The 15,677-nt window shown below is 58.3% G+C and carries 18 protein-coding genes; 12 read left to right on the forward strand and 6 right to left on the reverse strand.

Annotated features, from left to right (window positions below; genetic code table 11):
* Positions 1–29: 29 nt before the first annotated feature.
* The 4 genes from WC600_05030 to nifU all read right to left on the reverse strand — a co-directional run bounded on the left by WC600_05030 (position 30) and on the right by nifU (position 3,060).
* Positions 30–572: an HPP family protein gene (locus WC600_05030; GenBank protein MFA4902093.1), complete on the reverse strand. Its 543-nt coding sequence runs from the start codon at positions 570–572 to the stop codon at positions 30–32.
* On the reverse strand, positions 566–1,192 hold the full coding sequence (locus tag WC600_05035; GenBank protein MFA4902094.1) for a CBS domain-containing protein: 627 nt from the start codon (positions 1,190–1,192) through the stop codon (positions 566–568). The genes WC600_05030 and WC600_05035 overlap by 7 nt, the downstream gene beginning before the upstream one ends.
* 143 nt (positions 1,193–1,335) lie before the next feature.
* On the reverse strand, positions 1,336–2,508 hold the full coding sequence (locus WC600_05040) for a cysteine desulfurase family protein (GenBank protein MFA4902095.1): 1,173 nt from the start codon (positions 2,506–2,508) through the stop codon (positions 1,336–1,338).
* Between the two features lie 30 nt (positions 2,509–2,538).
* Positions 2,539–3,060, reverse strand: coding sequence for a Fe-S cluster assembly scaffold protein NifU (nifU, locus tag WC600_05045; protein MFA4902096.1), 522 nt, complete (start codon positions 3,058–3,060; stop codon positions 2,539–2,541).
* Positions 3,061–3,311: 251 nt separating this feature from the next.
* Here nifU and WC600_05050 point away from each other — a divergent pair, with 251 nt between their 5' ends.
* The 3 genes from WC600_05050 to WC600_05060 all read left to right on the forward strand — a co-directional run bounded on the left by WC600_05050 (position 3,312) and on the right by WC600_05060 (position 5,450).
* Positions 3,312–3,824, forward strand: coding sequence for a hypothetical protein (locus tag WC600_05050; protein ID MFA4902097.1), 513 nt, complete (start codon positions 3,312–3,314; stop codon positions 3,822–3,824).
* A 91-nt stretch (positions 3,825–3,915) separates the two neighbouring features.
* Entirely contained in the window at positions 3,916–4,590 is a 675-nt protein-coding gene (locus WC600_05055; GenBank protein MFA4902098.1) for a SagB/ThcOx family dehydrogenase, read from the forward strand.
* A 185-nt stretch (positions 4,591–4,775) separates the two neighbouring features.
* Positions 4,776–5,450: a SagB/ThcOx family dehydrogenase gene (locus tag WC600_05060; GenBank protein MFA4902099.1), complete on the forward strand. Its 675-nt coding sequence runs from the start codon at positions 4,776–4,778 to the stop codon at positions 5,448–5,450.
* A gap of 147 nt (positions 5,451–5,597) precedes the next feature.
* On the opposite strand, the gene WC600_05065 is transcribed toward WC600_05060, so the two are convergent.
* A complete protein-coding gene (locus WC600_05065) occupies positions 5,598–6,029 on the reverse strand; it encodes a PaaI family thioesterase (protein MFA4902100.1) in 432 nt (143 codons plus the stop codon).
* A 289-nt stretch (positions 6,030–6,318) separates the two neighbouring features.
* Between WC600_05065 and WC600_05070 the strand changes: the two genes are divergently transcribed.
* The 9 genes from WC600_05070 to WC600_05110 all read left to right on the forward strand — a co-directional run bounded on the left by WC600_05070 (position 6,319) and on the right by WC600_05110 (position 14,485).
* Positions 6,319–7,080 carry a carbon monoxide dehydrogenase accessory protein CooC gene (locus WC600_05070; GenBank protein ID MFA4902101.1) on the forward strand — a complete coding sequence of 254 codons (762 nt, stop codon included), beginning with the start codon at positions 6,319–6,321 and terminating at the stop codon, positions 7,078–7,080.
* Positions 7,081–7,200: 120 nt separating this feature from the next.
* Complete coding sequence (locus WC600_05075; GenBank protein ID MFA4902102.1) at positions 7,201–8,439, forward strand: MFS transporter; 1,239 nt, start codon at positions 7,201–7,203, stop codon at positions 8,437–8,439.
* Between the two features lie 213 nt (positions 8,440–8,652).
* A complete protein-coding gene (locus WC600_05080) occupies positions 8,653–9,546 on the forward strand; it encodes a 50S ribosomal protein L11 methyltransferase (GenBank protein MFA4902103.1) in 894 nt (297 codons plus the stop codon).
* 52 nt (positions 9,547–9,598) lie between these two features.
* Positions 9,599–9,901: a hypothetical protein gene (locus WC600_05085; protein MFA4902104.1), complete on the forward strand. Its 303-nt coding sequence runs from the start codon at positions 9,599–9,601 to the stop codon at positions 9,899–9,901.
* Between the two features lie 115 nt (positions 9,902–10,016).
* Positions 10,017–10,745 carry an RsmE family RNA methyltransferase gene (locus WC600_05090; GenBank protein ID MFA4902105.1) on the forward strand — a complete coding sequence of 243 codons (729 nt, stop codon included), beginning with the start codon at positions 10,017–10,019 and terminating at the stop codon, positions 10,743–10,745.
* The gene (locus WC600_05095; protein MFA4902106.1) at positions 10,745–11,665 is read left to right on the forward strand and encodes a TIGR01212 family radical SAM protein; all 921 of its coding nucleotides are present in this window, start codon (positions 10,745–10,747) and stop codon (positions 11,663–11,665) included. Before WC600_05090 ends, WC600_05095 begins: the two co-directional genes overlap by 1 nt.
* A 32-nt stretch (positions 11,666–11,697) precedes the next feature.
* Positions 11,698–12,519, forward strand: a complete 822-nt coding sequence (locus WC600_05100; GenBank protein MFA4902107.1) for a VTT domain-containing protein — start codon at positions 11,698–11,700, stop codon at positions 12,517–12,519.
* Positions 12,520–12,621: 102 nt separating this feature from the next.
* The gene (locus WC600_05105; GenBank protein MFA4902108.1) at positions 12,622–13,380 is read left to right on the forward strand and encodes a TVP38/TMEM64 family protein; all 759 of its coding nucleotides are present in this window, start codon (positions 12,622–12,624) and stop codon (positions 13,378–13,380) included.
* Between the two features lie 88 nt (positions 13,381–13,468).
* Positions 13,469–14,485: a methyltransferase gene (locus WC600_05110; GenBank protein MFA4902109.1), complete on the forward strand. Its 1,017-nt coding sequence runs from the start codon at positions 13,469–13,471 to the stop codon at positions 14,483–14,485.
* A gap of 68 nt (positions 14,486–14,553) precedes the next feature.
* Here the strand turns inward: WC600_05110 and WC600_05115 are convergent, their stop codons facing one another.
* On the reverse strand, positions 14,554–15,456 hold the full coding sequence (locus WC600_05115; protein MFA4902110.1) for a TIGR01777 family oxidoreductase: 903 nt from the start codon (positions 15,454–15,456) through the stop codon (positions 14,554–14,556).
* Positions 15,457–15,677: the final 221 nt, after the last annotated feature.

Below are 15,677 nucleotides of genomic sequence, written 5' to 3' on the forward strand. Positions count from 1 at the left end.
TTACTGACCACTGGCACCTATCCTTACCCTCACCACCAAAACTCGGGATAGCGGCGCCGGGGGGCCAGGTTGTTGAACAGCAGGGCCACTACCAACATGATGAGGGCTCCGGCTCCTACGGGTATCACGGCATAGAGATAGCCCAGTTTCTGTATCGAGGGGCCGCCGATGACCGCGATGAGGGCGGTGGCGCCGCCCGGGGGATGGAGGGTTTTGGTGGCATGCATGACTGCAATGCTGGTGGACACCGCCAGAGCCGCGGCCAGCCAAAGGTGCGGATCCAGCATTTTGAAGGCGGTCACGCCGATGAGGGCAGAAATGACGTGGCCGCCCAGCAGGTTCCGGGGCTGGGCCAGGGGACTCTTGATGGCCCCGTAAATGAGCACCGCCGAGGCCCCTAAGGAACCGACGAGGAGGAAGAGGCCGGTCTGGTCCAGCAAGCCGTAATTGATATAGGCCACCGCAGCAACACCCAGGAAGGCCCCCAGCCAGGACCAGAGGATTTCCGCCAGGCTGACCCGGGGCGGGCTCTGGGTGGTGCCGGTCATTTTGCGGAAGTAGTTTCCTAACATGACAGTTCCCTGCCCCTGGTCGCCTTGACGATATCCCCCCGGGATACCAGGCCCAACAGGCGGCCTTCCGGGTCAGTGACCGCCACCCGATTAATACCTCTGGCGGTCATCAACGCGGCAATGGTCCGCACCGGCGTCTCCGGGAGCACGGTGATTGCCGGAGAACTCATCATATCTTTGGCCAATGCCGTCTTGATGGGCAGTGCGACACAACCTTTGGTTTTCAGGCAGTTCGCCACCAGGCTCATGAAGTTTTGAGGTTCTTTAACGTCCATGCGGGAGAGGAAGTCCTTTTCCGAAATCATCCCCACTACCTTGTTTTCGGCGTCCGCCACGGGTAGTCCCGATATCCCCCGCCGGCCCATGGCGAGAGCCACCTCCGCCACCGGTGTGTCGGGATTAACCGTCACCACGTCTTTGGTCATGATCTCGGCCGCGCGCACATCCCGGTTTAGCCGCTTAAGTGCATGCTGAAACGCCAAACGGTAGATTTCTTTGAAATCACCCGGGGTGATATCAAGGTACCCAGGAATGGCGCGCATGGCCTCCAGGATATCTTCCTCTTTGAGATCCAGGTCGGGATCAAGGCAGATATCCGCGTTGTCGCGAGCATCCGACATAATCAAGAGACTCCTTTGGCGCGAATTAAATTCGTCCGCTGGTAAAGAATCATAAGGGCGCGATATCGAAGGATAGAGATAGCAAAGGCGGGTTAAAAACCCGCCCTTGCCTCAATCTTGACAAAGCCTCAAATGCTCAAGGATCAGCCGGTGTGTTCCTTCTTGTAGAGCGGCGACATATCCCGCAAGGTCTGGACGATCTTCGGCATCACGTTGAGCACCTTGTCCATGTCAGCCTCGGTGTTGTCAAGCCCCAAGGTAAAGACCAAGGTGCCCTGGGCCAGGGCGTGGCCCAGACCGGTGCCGATGAGCACATGCGAAGCCCGGAGCGATCCAGAGGCGCAGGCCGACCGGGTGGCCACGATGATGCCTTCCTCGTCCAACATGAGCACCAGGCTCTCACCTTCGATATATTCCACCGACACCGAGAAAAGGTGCGGCAGGCACTGGGTGGGATGACCGTTGATCTTGATCTCGGGGATGCTCTCGGTCAACCCCTTGGCCAGGCGATCCTTGAGGCCCTTAATGCGGGACAGCCGTTCAGGCATCTCTACACGGGCCAGCTCTGCGGCCTTGCCCATGCCTACGATCGCGATGAGGTTTTCCGTGCCGGCCCGGCGCTTGTTTTCCTGGAGGCCGCCGTCGATGAAGGGCCAGATGGGTGTGCCCTTGCGGATGTAGAGCGCGCCCACCCCCGGCGGGCCGTAGAACTGGTTGGCCGCCAGGCTCAGGAGGTTTACCCCCAACTGCTCCACGTCAACGGGGATGATGCCGGTGGCGGCCACCGCGTCGGTGTGCATCACTATCTTATTTTTCTTGGCGATCTTGGCAATGTCAGCAATGGGTTCGATGGTGCCGATCTCGTTGTTGGCCAGCATAACGCTAATGAGGATAGTGTCCGGGGTGATGGCCTTCTCCACCGCCGCCGGGTCCACCAGCCCGTATTTGTCCACGTCCAGGGACGTGACCCGATAATCCAGGAGCCGGAGGGTCCGGAGGGAATTCAACACCGACTTGTGTTCGATGTTGGAGGTGATGATATGGCGTCCCTTTTCCCGGAGACCGATGGCGGCCCCTTTGATGGCGTGGTTGACGGATTCGGTGCCGCCGGAACCGAACACCACCTCTTTGGGCTCGGCGTTGATCAAAGCCGCTACCTGGCCCCGGGCCTTCTCCAGGGCTTCGGCCGCCGGCTGCCCCACCTGGTTATCGCTGGACGGGTTGCCGAAAACGGTTTCGATATGATTGATCATGGCCTCCTTCACCGCGGGAAGGAGAGGAGTGGCCGCAAGATGGTCCAGATAGATTACACCCATGATAGCATCCTTATCTCCAGTGCAGGGGCATTAGTGGTCATGCTCATGGGGGATTTCCTTGCCGCAGAAGATGCACATGGGGGAGTCTTCCTCCACCTTCTTCTCGCAATAAGGACAATAGCAGCCGCCTTCCTGCTTGTGGTGCGGCTCTTTGTCCACGTCGGTTTCGACCACCTTGCCGGCTTTGCGGTCCAGGTAATTTTTGATGGCAGAATGCAGGGCGTCAGCTCCCAGGTTGGAACAATGCAGCTTGTTGGGAGGTAGGCCGCCCAGGGCCTCGGCCACATCCGCATTGGTGATCTTCATGGCCTCTTGCAGGGTCTTACCTTTGGCCATTTCGGTGATCATGCTGGAAACAGCAATAGCAGCGCCGCATCCAAAGGTCTTAAACTTGACGTCGACAATTTTGTCGTTCTCCACCTTGATATACACATTCATCATATCTCCGCATACCGGGTTGCCGACCTCGCCCACCCCATCGGGTTGGATGATTTCACCCACATTGCGGGGATTCTTAAAGTGGTCCAGAACTATCGGGGAATAAGAAGCCATATCTTTCTCCCATTCAGGTGATTTTGGCAAAAATATTCTAATTATAAATATTAAGGTTTATACGAATGAGGGTCAAGACCGAAGCGCGCCATCCCTAAGAATTCTTTGGATAAAGCAGTATTTTTCAACAAGTGAACTCTGGTCCGAAAAGAGCCACCCCAAGAAATTTTGCTGGCCAATGACGGCAATCCAGGTAAAATCGTTTCAAAGAAATGCCCCCTCCATCTTATCGTGTAACTTAGGAGGCTGCCATGCTGATACCGTGTTCCCGACTGCAGGCCAGCTTTGCCGACCCGGGGATCGGGCTGGAACTCGGCGCGCCGGCGTCCATGGTGTGGGATGAGCACGGCGGCACATTTGTCCTGAAAGTGGGCGACCTAAAAGTTGCCGACCTGATGACGCCCACAGAGGCATCGGGGTGCCGCCTGGAAATCTCCCTAACCCCCGGGCCCCCGCTCATCAGCGCGCTGGAAGAATTTGCCGGCCTGCATCAGCTCCCCCTGGCTCAGACATCTACCCCGGACCTGGAGGAAGCCGTGCTCCTCGCTGCTTGCCACGTGCCGGGCAAGAACCTGTTCGTCTTTGCCGAAGAACCCACCTTGACGGCCCTAAAGCGCGGTGAGACCGTGGAACTGGTAGTCTCTGGAGTTTTCAAGGCCCGGCGGGTGCCCTGCCAGAGCACCGATCTGGTCATTCACCTCACCAAAGCCGCCATGACCCGGTTGGTCGCGTTTGTGCTTAACCTGGCCCGGGCCGACCTATAGGAATAGATCGGTTTGTCTGCCTTTAAAGATACTCGCAGGGGCGAATGCGTCGATCCCGCAGTAGCGGCTCTGGGAAATCGGAGGTATCGTGATGCACATCTGCTGGAGTCTTATCTTGGTGGTGGGGATCGCCATGGTGTTTCAATCCGACGGGTTGGCTGAGGAGGCCATCAAACTGCCGCCTCCGGTCACCAAGGGCGGCATGGCTCTGACAGAGGCTTTACAGGCGCGGCGCACGGTGCGCCATTTCGCCACCCGACCCCTGGATCTGGCGCAACTCTCCCAACTCCTTTGGGAGGCCGACGGTGCCAGCGACCCCCAAGGCCACCGGACCTCGCCGTCCGCGGGGGCCACTTATCCCCTCAACCTCTACGTGGTGGCGGGCGAGCGGGGTGTGGCAAATCTGCCTGCTGGAACTTACCATTACGAAATTGCGGCCCAGGCACTTGCGCCTCTGGCCCGGGGCGACTTGCGCGCTGTGGTGGCCCGGGCCTGCCTCAACCAGGCCTGGATGACCGCGGCCCCGGTGCTGATAGTGATCACCGGTGAATACCGCCGCTGCACGGCCCGGTATGGCCAACGGGGCATCAGGTATACTCATATGGAAGCCGGTAATGTTAGTCAGAACCTGTTTCTGGCGGCCGAGTCCCTGGGTTTGGGCGCGGGAATCGTCGGGGCCTTTGAGGATAAGGCTCTGGCCCAGGTCTTGAAGCTGCCCCCGGCCCACGAACCTCTCCTGGTGATGCCGGTGGGGTATAAACATTAGGGGGAAAAGGCGAAAAGGGGAAGAAAAGGGCAGGGACGAGGCTCCGTGCCCCTGATCATTCCAGAAATATGTAGGGTGGCACTGCCCCACCCGCAAAAGTTTTTAGGTAGTCGCAGGCTTTAGTCTGCGCCCGCACAGGCTGGAAGCCTGTGCCACCAAAACTTTTAAGGTCAGAGGTTCAGCCAATGAAAATCGTGACTTGTCTATTAATGGCCGTATGGTTTACACTGGTCAACCTGGCCCCGGGGTTCGGGGCGGAGGCCATTAAACTGCCGGCTCCGGCCAAAAAGGGCACCGTGTCGGTGGAGGAGGCCCTCGAGGGCCGACGTTCCAATCGGCAGTTTGCCAATCGGCCGCTAGAACTGGCGCAAATCTCGCAAATGCTCTGGGCCGCGGACGGTATTAATAATCCCCAGGGCAAAAAGACCGCGCCTGCGGCCCGGGCCGCTTATGCCGTCGAACTCTATGTGGTGGTGGGCGAGCGGGGCGTGACCAACCTGGCCCCGGGCGTTTACCATTACCTGGCGGCGGATAATGCCCTGGACCCGGTAGCCCAAGGCGAATTCCGTGCGGGTGTGGCCAAGGCCTGTAATTCCCAGGCCTGGATAGAGAAAGCCCCGGTGATTGTGGTGATTACCGGGGATTATGCCCGTTGCGCCGCGAAAAATGGTGAACAAAAGGCCCCGATGTACACCCACATGGAGTCTGGTTTTGTGGCTCAAAACCTGTTTCTTCAGGTAGGGGCCCTGGGACTGGGGGCTGGGATCGCCGGGGGGTTCAATGACAAGGCCCTGGCCCAGACCCTGAAACTTCCCCAGAACGACGTCCCGCTTCTGGTGATGCCAGTGGGGTATAAATAGCTGTCAGGTGTCAGGTTTCGGGTTTCAGGGGACAGGGGTTAGGAAGAATTATCCTTTAATCCCTGTCCCATATTCCTTGCATGAGGCGCACCGTGGGCACCGCCCTCTTTAGATCAATTTTGACACCTGACACCTGACACCTGAAACCTATCTCTTGGCCAAGTGGATATAGGTGCACAGCCCCTTGGCCACCAGGCGGTCGGCCTGGCGCACTTCGAATTCCCCCAGGGAGATGGTGCGGCCCCGTTTGGCGATATGGGCCTCGGCGGTCACGTCCCCTTCCTTCACCGCGCCCAGGAAGTTGATCTTCATCTCTACGGTGTTGATCATCTCTCCCTCAGGCACCAGGCTATAGAGGGCGAAGGCCACGGCTTCATCCGCCAGGGCGGCGATGACCCCCCCTTGCATTAGGCCGATGGAATTGGCCAAATCGGGTTTGAAGGGCAGCAGGAAACGGGCGTAGCCCTTGCCCAACTGGGGCACCTCGATCCCAACAAACTTAATAAAAGGGTTGGCCGCCAGCCGCTTGCGGATGCCGGCTTCCAACTCCGGGGCTAAGGGTTCGATGTTCACTTTCATGGGTATTCTCCAGCGTGGAATCAGAGACAGAAAAAGCACCTTAGGGCTGCCGGGAACGGCCGCTCTCCCAGGGGGATTACCAAGCATAATGTTTCAGGAGGCGGGCACGGAGCCCCACCATTTTCACGTTTTTAGGAAAACCATAGCACAAGCGGGAGGGCGACGCCAGCGTTGCGGCCGGGAGGACTGAAAGGGAAAAAAGCGGCTCGGTTCATATCGCGCTACCCTCAGAGGGCCAGATTACCTATAATATAAAAATGATTTCAGAAAACTTTATCAGGAGTTACCCATGAAAATCGCCATCAGCGGCAAAGGCGGGGTGGGGAAAACCACTCTGGCGGCCCTTTTGATCAATTATTTCCGTTTGCAGGGTAAGAAGGTGTTGGCCGTGGACGCCGACCCCGACGCCAACCTGGCCCTGGCCTTGGGTGTATCCGACCCCGAAAACCTCACCCCCTTGAGCCAGATGAAGGAGATGATCGCGGAACGCACCGATTCCAAGCCCGGGTCCATGGGGGGTTTCTTTAAGATGAATCCCAAGGTGGACGACATCCCGGAGAAATATGCACGTCAGATAGATGGCATCAAACTCATTGTTATGGGGGGTGTTAAAAAAGGCGGCAGCGGTTGCATCTGCCCCGAAAGCGTTTTGCTGCGTACCCTGGTGACCCATATGGTCCTGCTTCGGGATGAGGTTGTGGTCATGGACATGGAGGCGGGCATCGAACATCTCGGACGGGCAACGGCGCAAGGAGTAGATTGGCTCATTATCGTGGTGGAGCCGGGACGCCGCAGCATTGAAACTGCAATGCACGTCAAAGAATTAGCCAAGGATTTGGGACTTAAGAAGGTGGCGGTGGTGGGCAGCAAGATCAGAAGCGCCTCCGACGAGGAGTTTCTCAAAAAGAACCTGCCGGATTTCCCCATCCTGGGGTTCATCCCGTTTGACAACAAGATCGTCGAAGCCGACCTGGAAGGGCGGCCGCCGTATGAGGCGGTCCCGGCCCTGGCGGAAGTGGCCAAAGAAATTGCCGAGAATTTGACCAAATAAGTGGACCGCCAGCGTGTAAGGTGAAAAGGAAGAATGGATTTTCAATATTTCCCGTAAACAGATTTCTCTTTTTCCTTTTCACCTCTTTCCCTTTTTGCCTTTTCCCCCTATAAAGTAAAAATGCCCATTCAGTCCAGCCCCAACCTTACCGCCCGCATGAAAATGCTGGTGGTTTTCGTATTGTACTTCGCCGAAGGAGTGCCCTTCGGGTTTGTCTATACCACCCTGGCCTACTTCCTCCGCAGCCGGGGGGTGCCCCTGGAGCAAATTGGCATCTTAAGCCTCCTGGGGCTGGCCTGGAGCCTTAAGGTCCTTTGGAGTCCGCTGGCGGACCGCTTCGGGACCCGGGCCGCCTGGCTGGTGCCGGCTCAAGTTCTGGTCATCCTCAGCATGTTGGGCCTGGCCCACCTGGCCAGCGCCCCGGTGACCCTGGCCTTCTGGGTCCTGGTGGGGGTCCTCTGCCTGGCCTCGGCCACCCAGGATCTGGCGGTGGACGCCTACACCATTGACCTGTTAGATACCGAGGAACTGGGCATGGCCAACGGTATCCGCATCGGGGCCTACCGGGTGGGCCTCATCGCGGCCGGGGGCGGGGTGCTGATCCTGAGCGATCTGGTGGGCTGGAGCGCCACCTTCGTGGGGGTCGCCATCATCATGGCCGCCCTGACCCTCACCGTCATCGTCTTCAGCCCCTTTCATATGGCCCGGCCGGAAATCGCCCGAGCCCAAAAGGGCAAGGGCTTCAGTCAGATCAAAGAGTCGGTGCGCGGCTTGATGAGCCATCCCCATATGGGGGCCATCATTATCTTCATCCTGACTTACAAGGCGGGGGACGCCTTCCTGGGAGCCATGGTGAGCCCCTTCTGGCGGGACATGGGTTTTTCCGGGACCCAGTTCGGGGTGGCCTCCATCACCGTGGGGAAGATTCCGGCCATCGTCGGCGGGTTTCTGGGGGGCGCCATCACCGCGCGCTGGGGCATCAGCCGGGCCTTGTGGGTTCTGGGCATCTTCCAGGCCTGCTCCATTTTAGGCTATTGGGCCGCGGCCTTGCCGGGCACCTGGCATTACACGATTTACCTGGCCACCCTGGGAGAAAGCCTGGCCGGCCAGATGGGCTCCGCGGCGTTTATGGCCTTCCTCATGTGCCTGTGCGACAAGCGCTTCAGCGCTTCCCACTACGCTTTCCTGTCGATGCTCTTTGGGCTGAGCGGCCGCCTCTGCGGCTATATCGGGGGCTGGGCCGCGGCCTATCTCGGCTACGCCACGTTTTTCTTCCTGAGTTTCTTGCTCGCCTGGCCTGCCTTCGCCTTGCTTCCGCGGATACTGCCGGTGATACGCAAGATCGAAGGGCGAGAGTGATTGGGGGAAGTCACTTTCAAAAGAGCTCTTCGGAAGCGTAAGGGCCTATCGCCGGAAGAAAAGCAGGGGGAGTTAAAGGAAATGATGTTGAAATATACTGTCGATTAGGTTTGGTTAATCTTCTCTAATATCAAAGAAATACCTCCTTTGCTCCCAACCTCTTGAGATTCATAGGTTATTGCATTTCAGTCTGCCGGTGACTATACTAAAAAAATGGCTCAAGAAACCTGGATTGAAGTGCGCGTGCTGGTGCCGGCGCGGATGCAGGAGGAGGCCTCCTTGTATCTTACGGATTTTACCGGGCGCGGCGTGATCATCGAGGAAGAGAACGTCCCGGCTGGCGGCGTGGTCATCCGGGGCTATTTTCGGCCGGAAGAGTATGGCGCCTGGCAGCGTCAGGAGTTGCAGGACTATCTGAAGCGCCTGAGTAATTACGAGCTTTATCCTCTGGGCCTGGAAATTCGCCAGGTGGCGGAGGAGGACTGGGCCGAAGCCTGGAAGGCGCATTTTAAACCCGTGAAGCTAACGAACCATCTGGTCGTCCGGCCGCCTTGGGAGGAGTACGCCGCCCAACCGGGAGAGACGGTTATCATCATTTATCCTGGCATGGCCTTCGGTACCGGTCGCCACTCCAGCACTCTTTTGTGTCTCCAGGCTCTGGAGCAGGTGTGGGACCAGGGCCTGCCAAGCTCCGGCAACCCCTGGCAGGTGTTGGACGTGGGCACCGGCACCGGAATTTTGGCTCTGGCTGCGGCCCGCTTGGGCGCCGAAGTGGTGGCCATCGACCTGGACCCGGAAGCCGTGGCCGCAGCCTTGGAAAACGTGCGCCTGAACAACCTCATGGACCGGATATGGGTGGAGGGCACTCCCCTTACTTCTTTGCGGCAGCGCTTCGCCCTCATAATGGCCAACATAACTGCGCCGGATTTGCTGCAGTTGGCCGAAGCCATCACCGGCAGGATGTTGAGCGAGGGAATTCTCATCATCTCCGGCTTCCTGGCCGAAGATGTCCCCGCCCTGGAAAACCGCTACCAGGGGCTGGGTTTGCACAAGACTGGATTTCTCACCGTTGATGATTGGGGCGCCCTGATTTTTCGGCGGCCATAGGCAGGAACTCTGAAACCACGGCAATGAGCTTGCGGTGCGACAAGGGGAAGCCATGAAAGAACTATTGCATAAGGCGTGGCTGTTTAGTGTCGGGATGGTCGATTTTACCAAAGAGAAAGTCGAAGGCCTGGTCCAGGAGATGGTCCAGCGGGGCGAGATCACTCAGCAAGAAAGCCCTGAAGCCGTCAAGCAATTGCTGGCCAAGGCTCAGGACGCCCAACAGGCCCTCTGGGAGAAAGTCAAGGAACTCACCAAGGCAGCCATCGATGAGATCAATGTGGCCAAGGCTTCGGAGTTGGAGGCCCTGGAAAAGCGGGTGGCCGCCCTGGAAGAGGCATTGAAAAGCAGGGGTTAGGGGGCAGGTGTCAGGTGTCGGGTGTTTGGTGTCAGGATCAGCAGTTTTATCCAAACCCGGACGCTAGCCCCGAAACTCAACCTGAAACCCAAAACCTGAAACCTGAAACCTGATAATGCGCCGTTTCTACGCCCATCCCCGTCAATTTTCCCAGGGCATTGTGACCCTGGACCAGGAAGAGACCCAGCATCTGGCCCGGGTCCTGCGTCTGGGGGTGGGGGCCCGGGTGGAGGTCTGCGACGGCCAGGGAGGGAATTTTGTCGCCAGGGTTGCTACCCTGGAAAGTCGGGGGGCTACGCTCCGCATCTTGGAAAAACTGGCCCCCTGGGGCGAGTCGCCCTTACCCCTGGTCTTGGGGATCGGCCTGGCCAAGGGGGAAGCCCTGGACGAGGTTATCCGCCAGGCCACTGCAATGGGGGTGAACCTGATTTTTCCTTTCATTTCGGAGCGCTCCGAACGGCTTCCACCGGAGCGGGTGGAGCAGCGGCGGGAGCGCTGGCAACGCCTGGCCCGGGAAAGCGTTAAATCTTGTCAGCGCTCGCTTCTGCCGCGCATCGAGCCACCCCAGGATTTTACCACCGCTTTACAAGGGCCGGAGGAATGCAAACTAATCTTCTGGGAAGAAGAGCGGGGCGGCGGTCTCAATTCCTTTCTGAAGCGGCCCCGGCCCAAAGACGTCCGCATTCTCATCGGGCCGGAAGGCGGTTTTTCTGGCACCGAAGCGGACCAGGCCCGGGCCGCGGGTTTTCACGTAGCCAGTCTGGGACCCCGCCGCCTTAAGGTGGCCACCGCGGCGTTGGCCGCCGTCACCATTCTGCAATTCGCCTGGGGAGACCTGGTTTGATGGGCGGCGACCTGCCCTACCGGGATCTCAATTCTTACCTGAAGGGACGGTTCGGCGAGCGGGTGCAGAAAATCACCCTGGATGCTGGGCTGACCTGCCCCAACCGGGACGGCCGCATCGGCACCGGGGGCTGCCTCTACTGTAATGCCCGGGGCTCCGGCACCGGCGCCTGGGACCGGGGGCAGAGCATCACGGCCCAAATGCAGATGGGCATCGTTAGGCTGGCCCGGCGCTATGGGGCCGCGAAGTTTATCGCCTATTTTCAAAGTTTTTCCAATACTTATGCCCCCATCGCCAAGCTCCGGAAACTCTATGACGAAGCTTTAGCCTTTCCCCAAGCGGTGGGACTGAGCCTCGGCACCCGCCCGGATTGCCTGGCCGATGACGTCCTTGATCTCTTGGCCGGTTATGCCCGGGATCGGCTGGTCTGGCTGGAACTGGGGCTGCAATCCGCCCATGACGCCACCTTGCAGCGGATCAACCGGGGGCATGACGTGGCCTGTTTCACCGCGGCGGCCACTCGAGCCGCAGCCCGGGGTTTGGAGGTTGTCGCTCATGTGATCCTGGGGTTGCCCGGAGAGGGACCCCAAGAAATGGCGGCCACCGCTGCATATTTGGGCCGTCTCCCATTGCATGGCGCAAAAATACATTTACTTTATGTTGTAAATGAATCAGGACTGGCCAGTCTCTGCCAGTCGGGGGATTATGTCTGCCTCACCGAAGACCAGTATATCCAGCGGGTGGTGGATTTCATCGAGCGATTGCCTGCTCACCTGGTGATTCACCGGCTCACCGGCGACCCCCACCCCGAAGAACTGGTGGCCCCGGCCTGGTGCCTGGACAAACCTCGGGTACTGCAACGCCTCCGGGACGAATTTGACCGCCGGGGTACTCGCCAGGGGAGTTATTTTGTCAAATAAAGCTCAAACTTTGTGCCAATTCCAGGAACAGGATGGCTGAGATCCAAGAATCGCCACCGCAGGGTTCGGACCGTGTCACCGCCAGCGTTATGGAGGTTAAAGCTGACCTGACCGCCGGGATCACCGAATACCTGGGATTCGGTCCCTCCATGGACAACCGGAAGGAGTACCTGCTCTTCCTGGCGGCTGCCATCCTGGTTTCTCTGGGAATTCTCTCGGCCTTGGGGTACATTTACCTGTGGCCGTATGCGAAACCCTACTACGCCATCATTTCCGATAAGGAAAAGATCAGCGGCCTATTCAAGGCAGCGGGGAATTGGGCGCCTATCGTCTATATCCTGCTTGAAGTTGCCCAGGTGCTCACTATATTCTGGCCGGTGCCGTGGGAAATAGCCGGGGGCTACCTGTTCGGATTGCCTTTGGGGATGTTTTATTCCATGGTGGGACTCACGACGGGAGCGGTGTCGGCCTTTCTTTTGGGGCGCTGGCTGGAAAAAACCTATCTGCGCCGCATTATCGATCCCGAGAAGTTACAGCGTTTTCGTAGACGCATGAGGCGGGAAGGGGCCCTGGCGGCTTTCATAATTTTTTTAGTCCCTGGAGTGCCTAAGGATTTTGTCAGCTACGTGTTGGGCATTACCTCGTTATCATTGAAATTTTTTGTCGTGGCCGCCGCGCTCTTCCGGTTGCCCAGCACGTTCCTCCTTACCCTGCAGGGGGTCGAAGTCGCCAAAGGTAATTACTGGATTTCGGTGGGATTGCTGGGCTGCAATTATTTATTGGCGCTTTTGATATACCGCTATCGTGAGTATTTATATCAATGGATCAAAGCCTGGAATCTGGAAGAATTATAAACGGGTTCTCCCTTCAGGTTATGATAAGCTAAATTCTGCCGCGCTTGATCCCCAATGCCGATGGGTTTGAAATCGATTTAACCCGAGGAGTCTATTGCTACAGTGACGGAAGAGAGTACCGGAATATCCTCGGCGAAGAACCGCTCGTGGTTCTGGGGATTGCTGGCCCTGGCCCTTCTGGGCTTGGTGCTGTTGTTTTTGGGTTTCCATTATCGCAGTTACCTGTGGGGTCAGTTGTGCCATTTCCTTGGCATCTGTACCAACAAAGAGTGGATCAAGTCCACCCTCAAGGCCGCAGGACCTCTGGCGCCTCTTTTCTTCATCCTAATCCAGGCCCTCCAGGTGGTTTTAGCCCCTGTGCCCGGCGAAGCCACCGGCTTCATCGGCGGCTATCTTTTCGGCGCGCCCCTGGGGTTGTTGTACTCCACCCTTGGATTAACCCTGGGTTCGATCCTGGCATTTCTCGCGGCCCGCTGGCTGGAGGAGCATTACATAAAGCGGTGGATTCCCGCGGAAATCCTCCAGAAGTTCGATTTTTTGATGGAGCGCCAAGGAGCCCTGATCTCGTTTATCCTGTTTCTCCTGCCCGGCTTTCCCAAGGATTACCTCTGCTTCGTCCTAGGCTTGAGCCGCATGCCGTTTAAGTTATTCATCCTGATCTGCACGGTCGGCAGGATTCCCGGCACCCTGCTGTTGAACCTCCAGGGTGCCCAGGTCTATAAAGGCAACTATTACAGCACCCTGGCCATCCTGGGACTCTGTTTGGTGCTCATTGGGGTCCTAGCTTATTACCGGGAGGCGGTGTACCGCTGGATCAGGCATTTTGATCACCCCGACCAACCGGCGTCGGATCAAAAGTAATGTCAGGCAGGATCGATCCGCTCCATTGACCTGGACTTCCACAGTAGTTAATTTCGGCTAAAAGCGATTTCGATTAAAGGGGCAGACTATGGCATTGGATCCGAAAGGTGGTTTTGACCAAATCATGTCCATGGCCCGGGGATTTCAGGCCTCCAAAATGCTCATGGTGGCTGTGGACTTGGGCCTGTTTGATTTTCTGGAAGACCCGAGGAGCGCCGTGGAAATCGCAGCCTGGCTTAAGGCGGATGCCCGGACTACTGGCATCTTCTTGAATGGCCTGGCGGCCCTGGGTCTTCTGGTCAAAGGGGTAGATTATTTTAAGAATGGCGAGTTGGCGTCCCGCTATCTGGTCCAGAGCGGGGAAGACTACCGAGGGGCCATCATCAAGCACATGGAACACACCTGGGGACGGGGTTGGGACGACCTCAAAGAGACCGTGCTGGTGGGCCACCCGCCGGAGGTGGACCCGGAAAAGTGGGTGGACTCCCGCCCCCAACGGAACGAAACGGAGGTCCGGGCTTTCATTTGGGGTATGCACGCCATTGCCCGGGACCTGGCCCCCACCGTTGCGGCCAAACTGGATCTAAAGGCCGTACGCCACCTCCTGGATCTCGGAGGCGGCCCGGCCACTTATGCCATCACCTTTGCCCAGGCCAACCCTGGGCTTACCGCTACTGTCTTCGACCTGCCTCTGCCCCTGGAGATTGCCAGGGAAAACATCGCCAAGAACAACCTGACGGACCGGGTGCAGACCCTGGCGGGCAACTTCCTTGAGGATGACATCGGCACGGGCTACGATTTCATCTGGGTCTCCCAGATCCTCCATAGCCATGACGAGAGGCAGTGCAAGCTCATCATCGCCAAGGCGGTGGCGGCCCTTACCTCCGGAGGCCGGTTAGCCATACAGGATTTCTATCTCAACCCCGATGGGGCCAGCCCCACGGGCGCCGCTATGTTCGGGGTGCACATGCTGGCGGTCACCCCCCGGGGCCGGGCCTATACCTATGGCGAGGTGGCGGAATGGATGCAGGAGGCGGGTCTGGCGAAACCCGAGTACATCCAAAGCGGCATGGACGCCAGCATGTTGGTGGCGAAGAAGACGTAAATCGATATTAATATGGAGTGCAACGGCGAAAAGGGCGTATGCTATGGCGCCCTTTTCTTTTTGGGCCTTTACCCCAATAAATCCTCTAACGCTGCGTCGATATCTGGAAAATTGAATTTAAAGCCCGCGTCCAGCAAGCGCTTTGGGAAAACCTTTTGGCCGGTGAGCAGGGTATCACCGAATTCTCCCATAATCAGGCGGATCATAAATCCCGGAGCGGTGACGAAGGCGGGGCGGCTCAAGACCCGACCCAGGGCCTTGGTCAGCTCCCGGTTGCGTACCGGGTTGGGCGCGGTGAAATTCACCGGGCCGGAGATTTCGGGGTGCTCCCGGATGAATTGGAAAGCCCGGACCTGATCCTGCTGGTGCATCCAGGAGAACCACTGAACTCCGGAGCCGATAGGCCCCCCCAGAAACTTACGGAACATGGGGACCATCTGCCCCAAGGCCCCGCCGTCTTTCCCCAGGATGATGCCAAACCGGGTAATAACTACCCGAATCCCCAGACCCTGAGCCTTTAACGCTTCGGCCTCCCAGTTCCGGGACACTTCCCCCAGAAAGCCGGCATCCGAAGGGGAGTCTTCGGTGAGTTCCTCCTCTCCCCGGGGGCCGTAGTAGCCCACGGCAGAGGTACTGCAAAACAATTGGTGCAAATCCCCTTCGGCCAACGCGGTCACCAGGTTGCGCGTGGTGCGGACCCGGCTCTCCATGATCTCTTTTTTCAAGGCTTCGGTCCAGCGGTTAAAAATGGAAGCCCCCGCCAAATTAATAATCCAGTCATGCTCCGGCACCGCCGCCATCCAAGGCCCCTCTTGAGTGGGGTCGCCTGTAAGAAAACTGATGCCGGGTTGGCCGGGGGAGGGGGGACGATCCCGGCGGGTGAGGATGGTGATGGTGTGGCCCGCCTGGGCCAATTCCCGGGCCAGATAGGTGCCCACAAAGCCCGTACCGCCGGTCATAAACACTTTCATGATGGCTGCCCTCCCTCTCTGGTGAGCCGGATTCTCGGGCGGGGTTCTCGATCTAGCGCCCCAGCCTCCCAGGAGATTCAAGCCTTCGCCCGGTTTCAGGAAAGTTAACCATTAAAACCGGTGTGGCAAGCGGCAAAGGCGGGATGCGCTTCGCTATCCCGCGCTACGGGCTTTGTTTTGGTCAGGATGATAGAAAAAAACGGTTTTTAAATGGCCCTTAG

The sequence above is a fragment of the Desulfobaccales bacterium genome (genome assembly GCA_041648175.1).
In the GTDB taxonomy this organism is placed as follows: domain Bacteria; phylum Desulfobacterota; class Desulfobaccia; order Desulfobaccales; family 0-14-0-80-60-11; genus 0-14-0-80-60-11.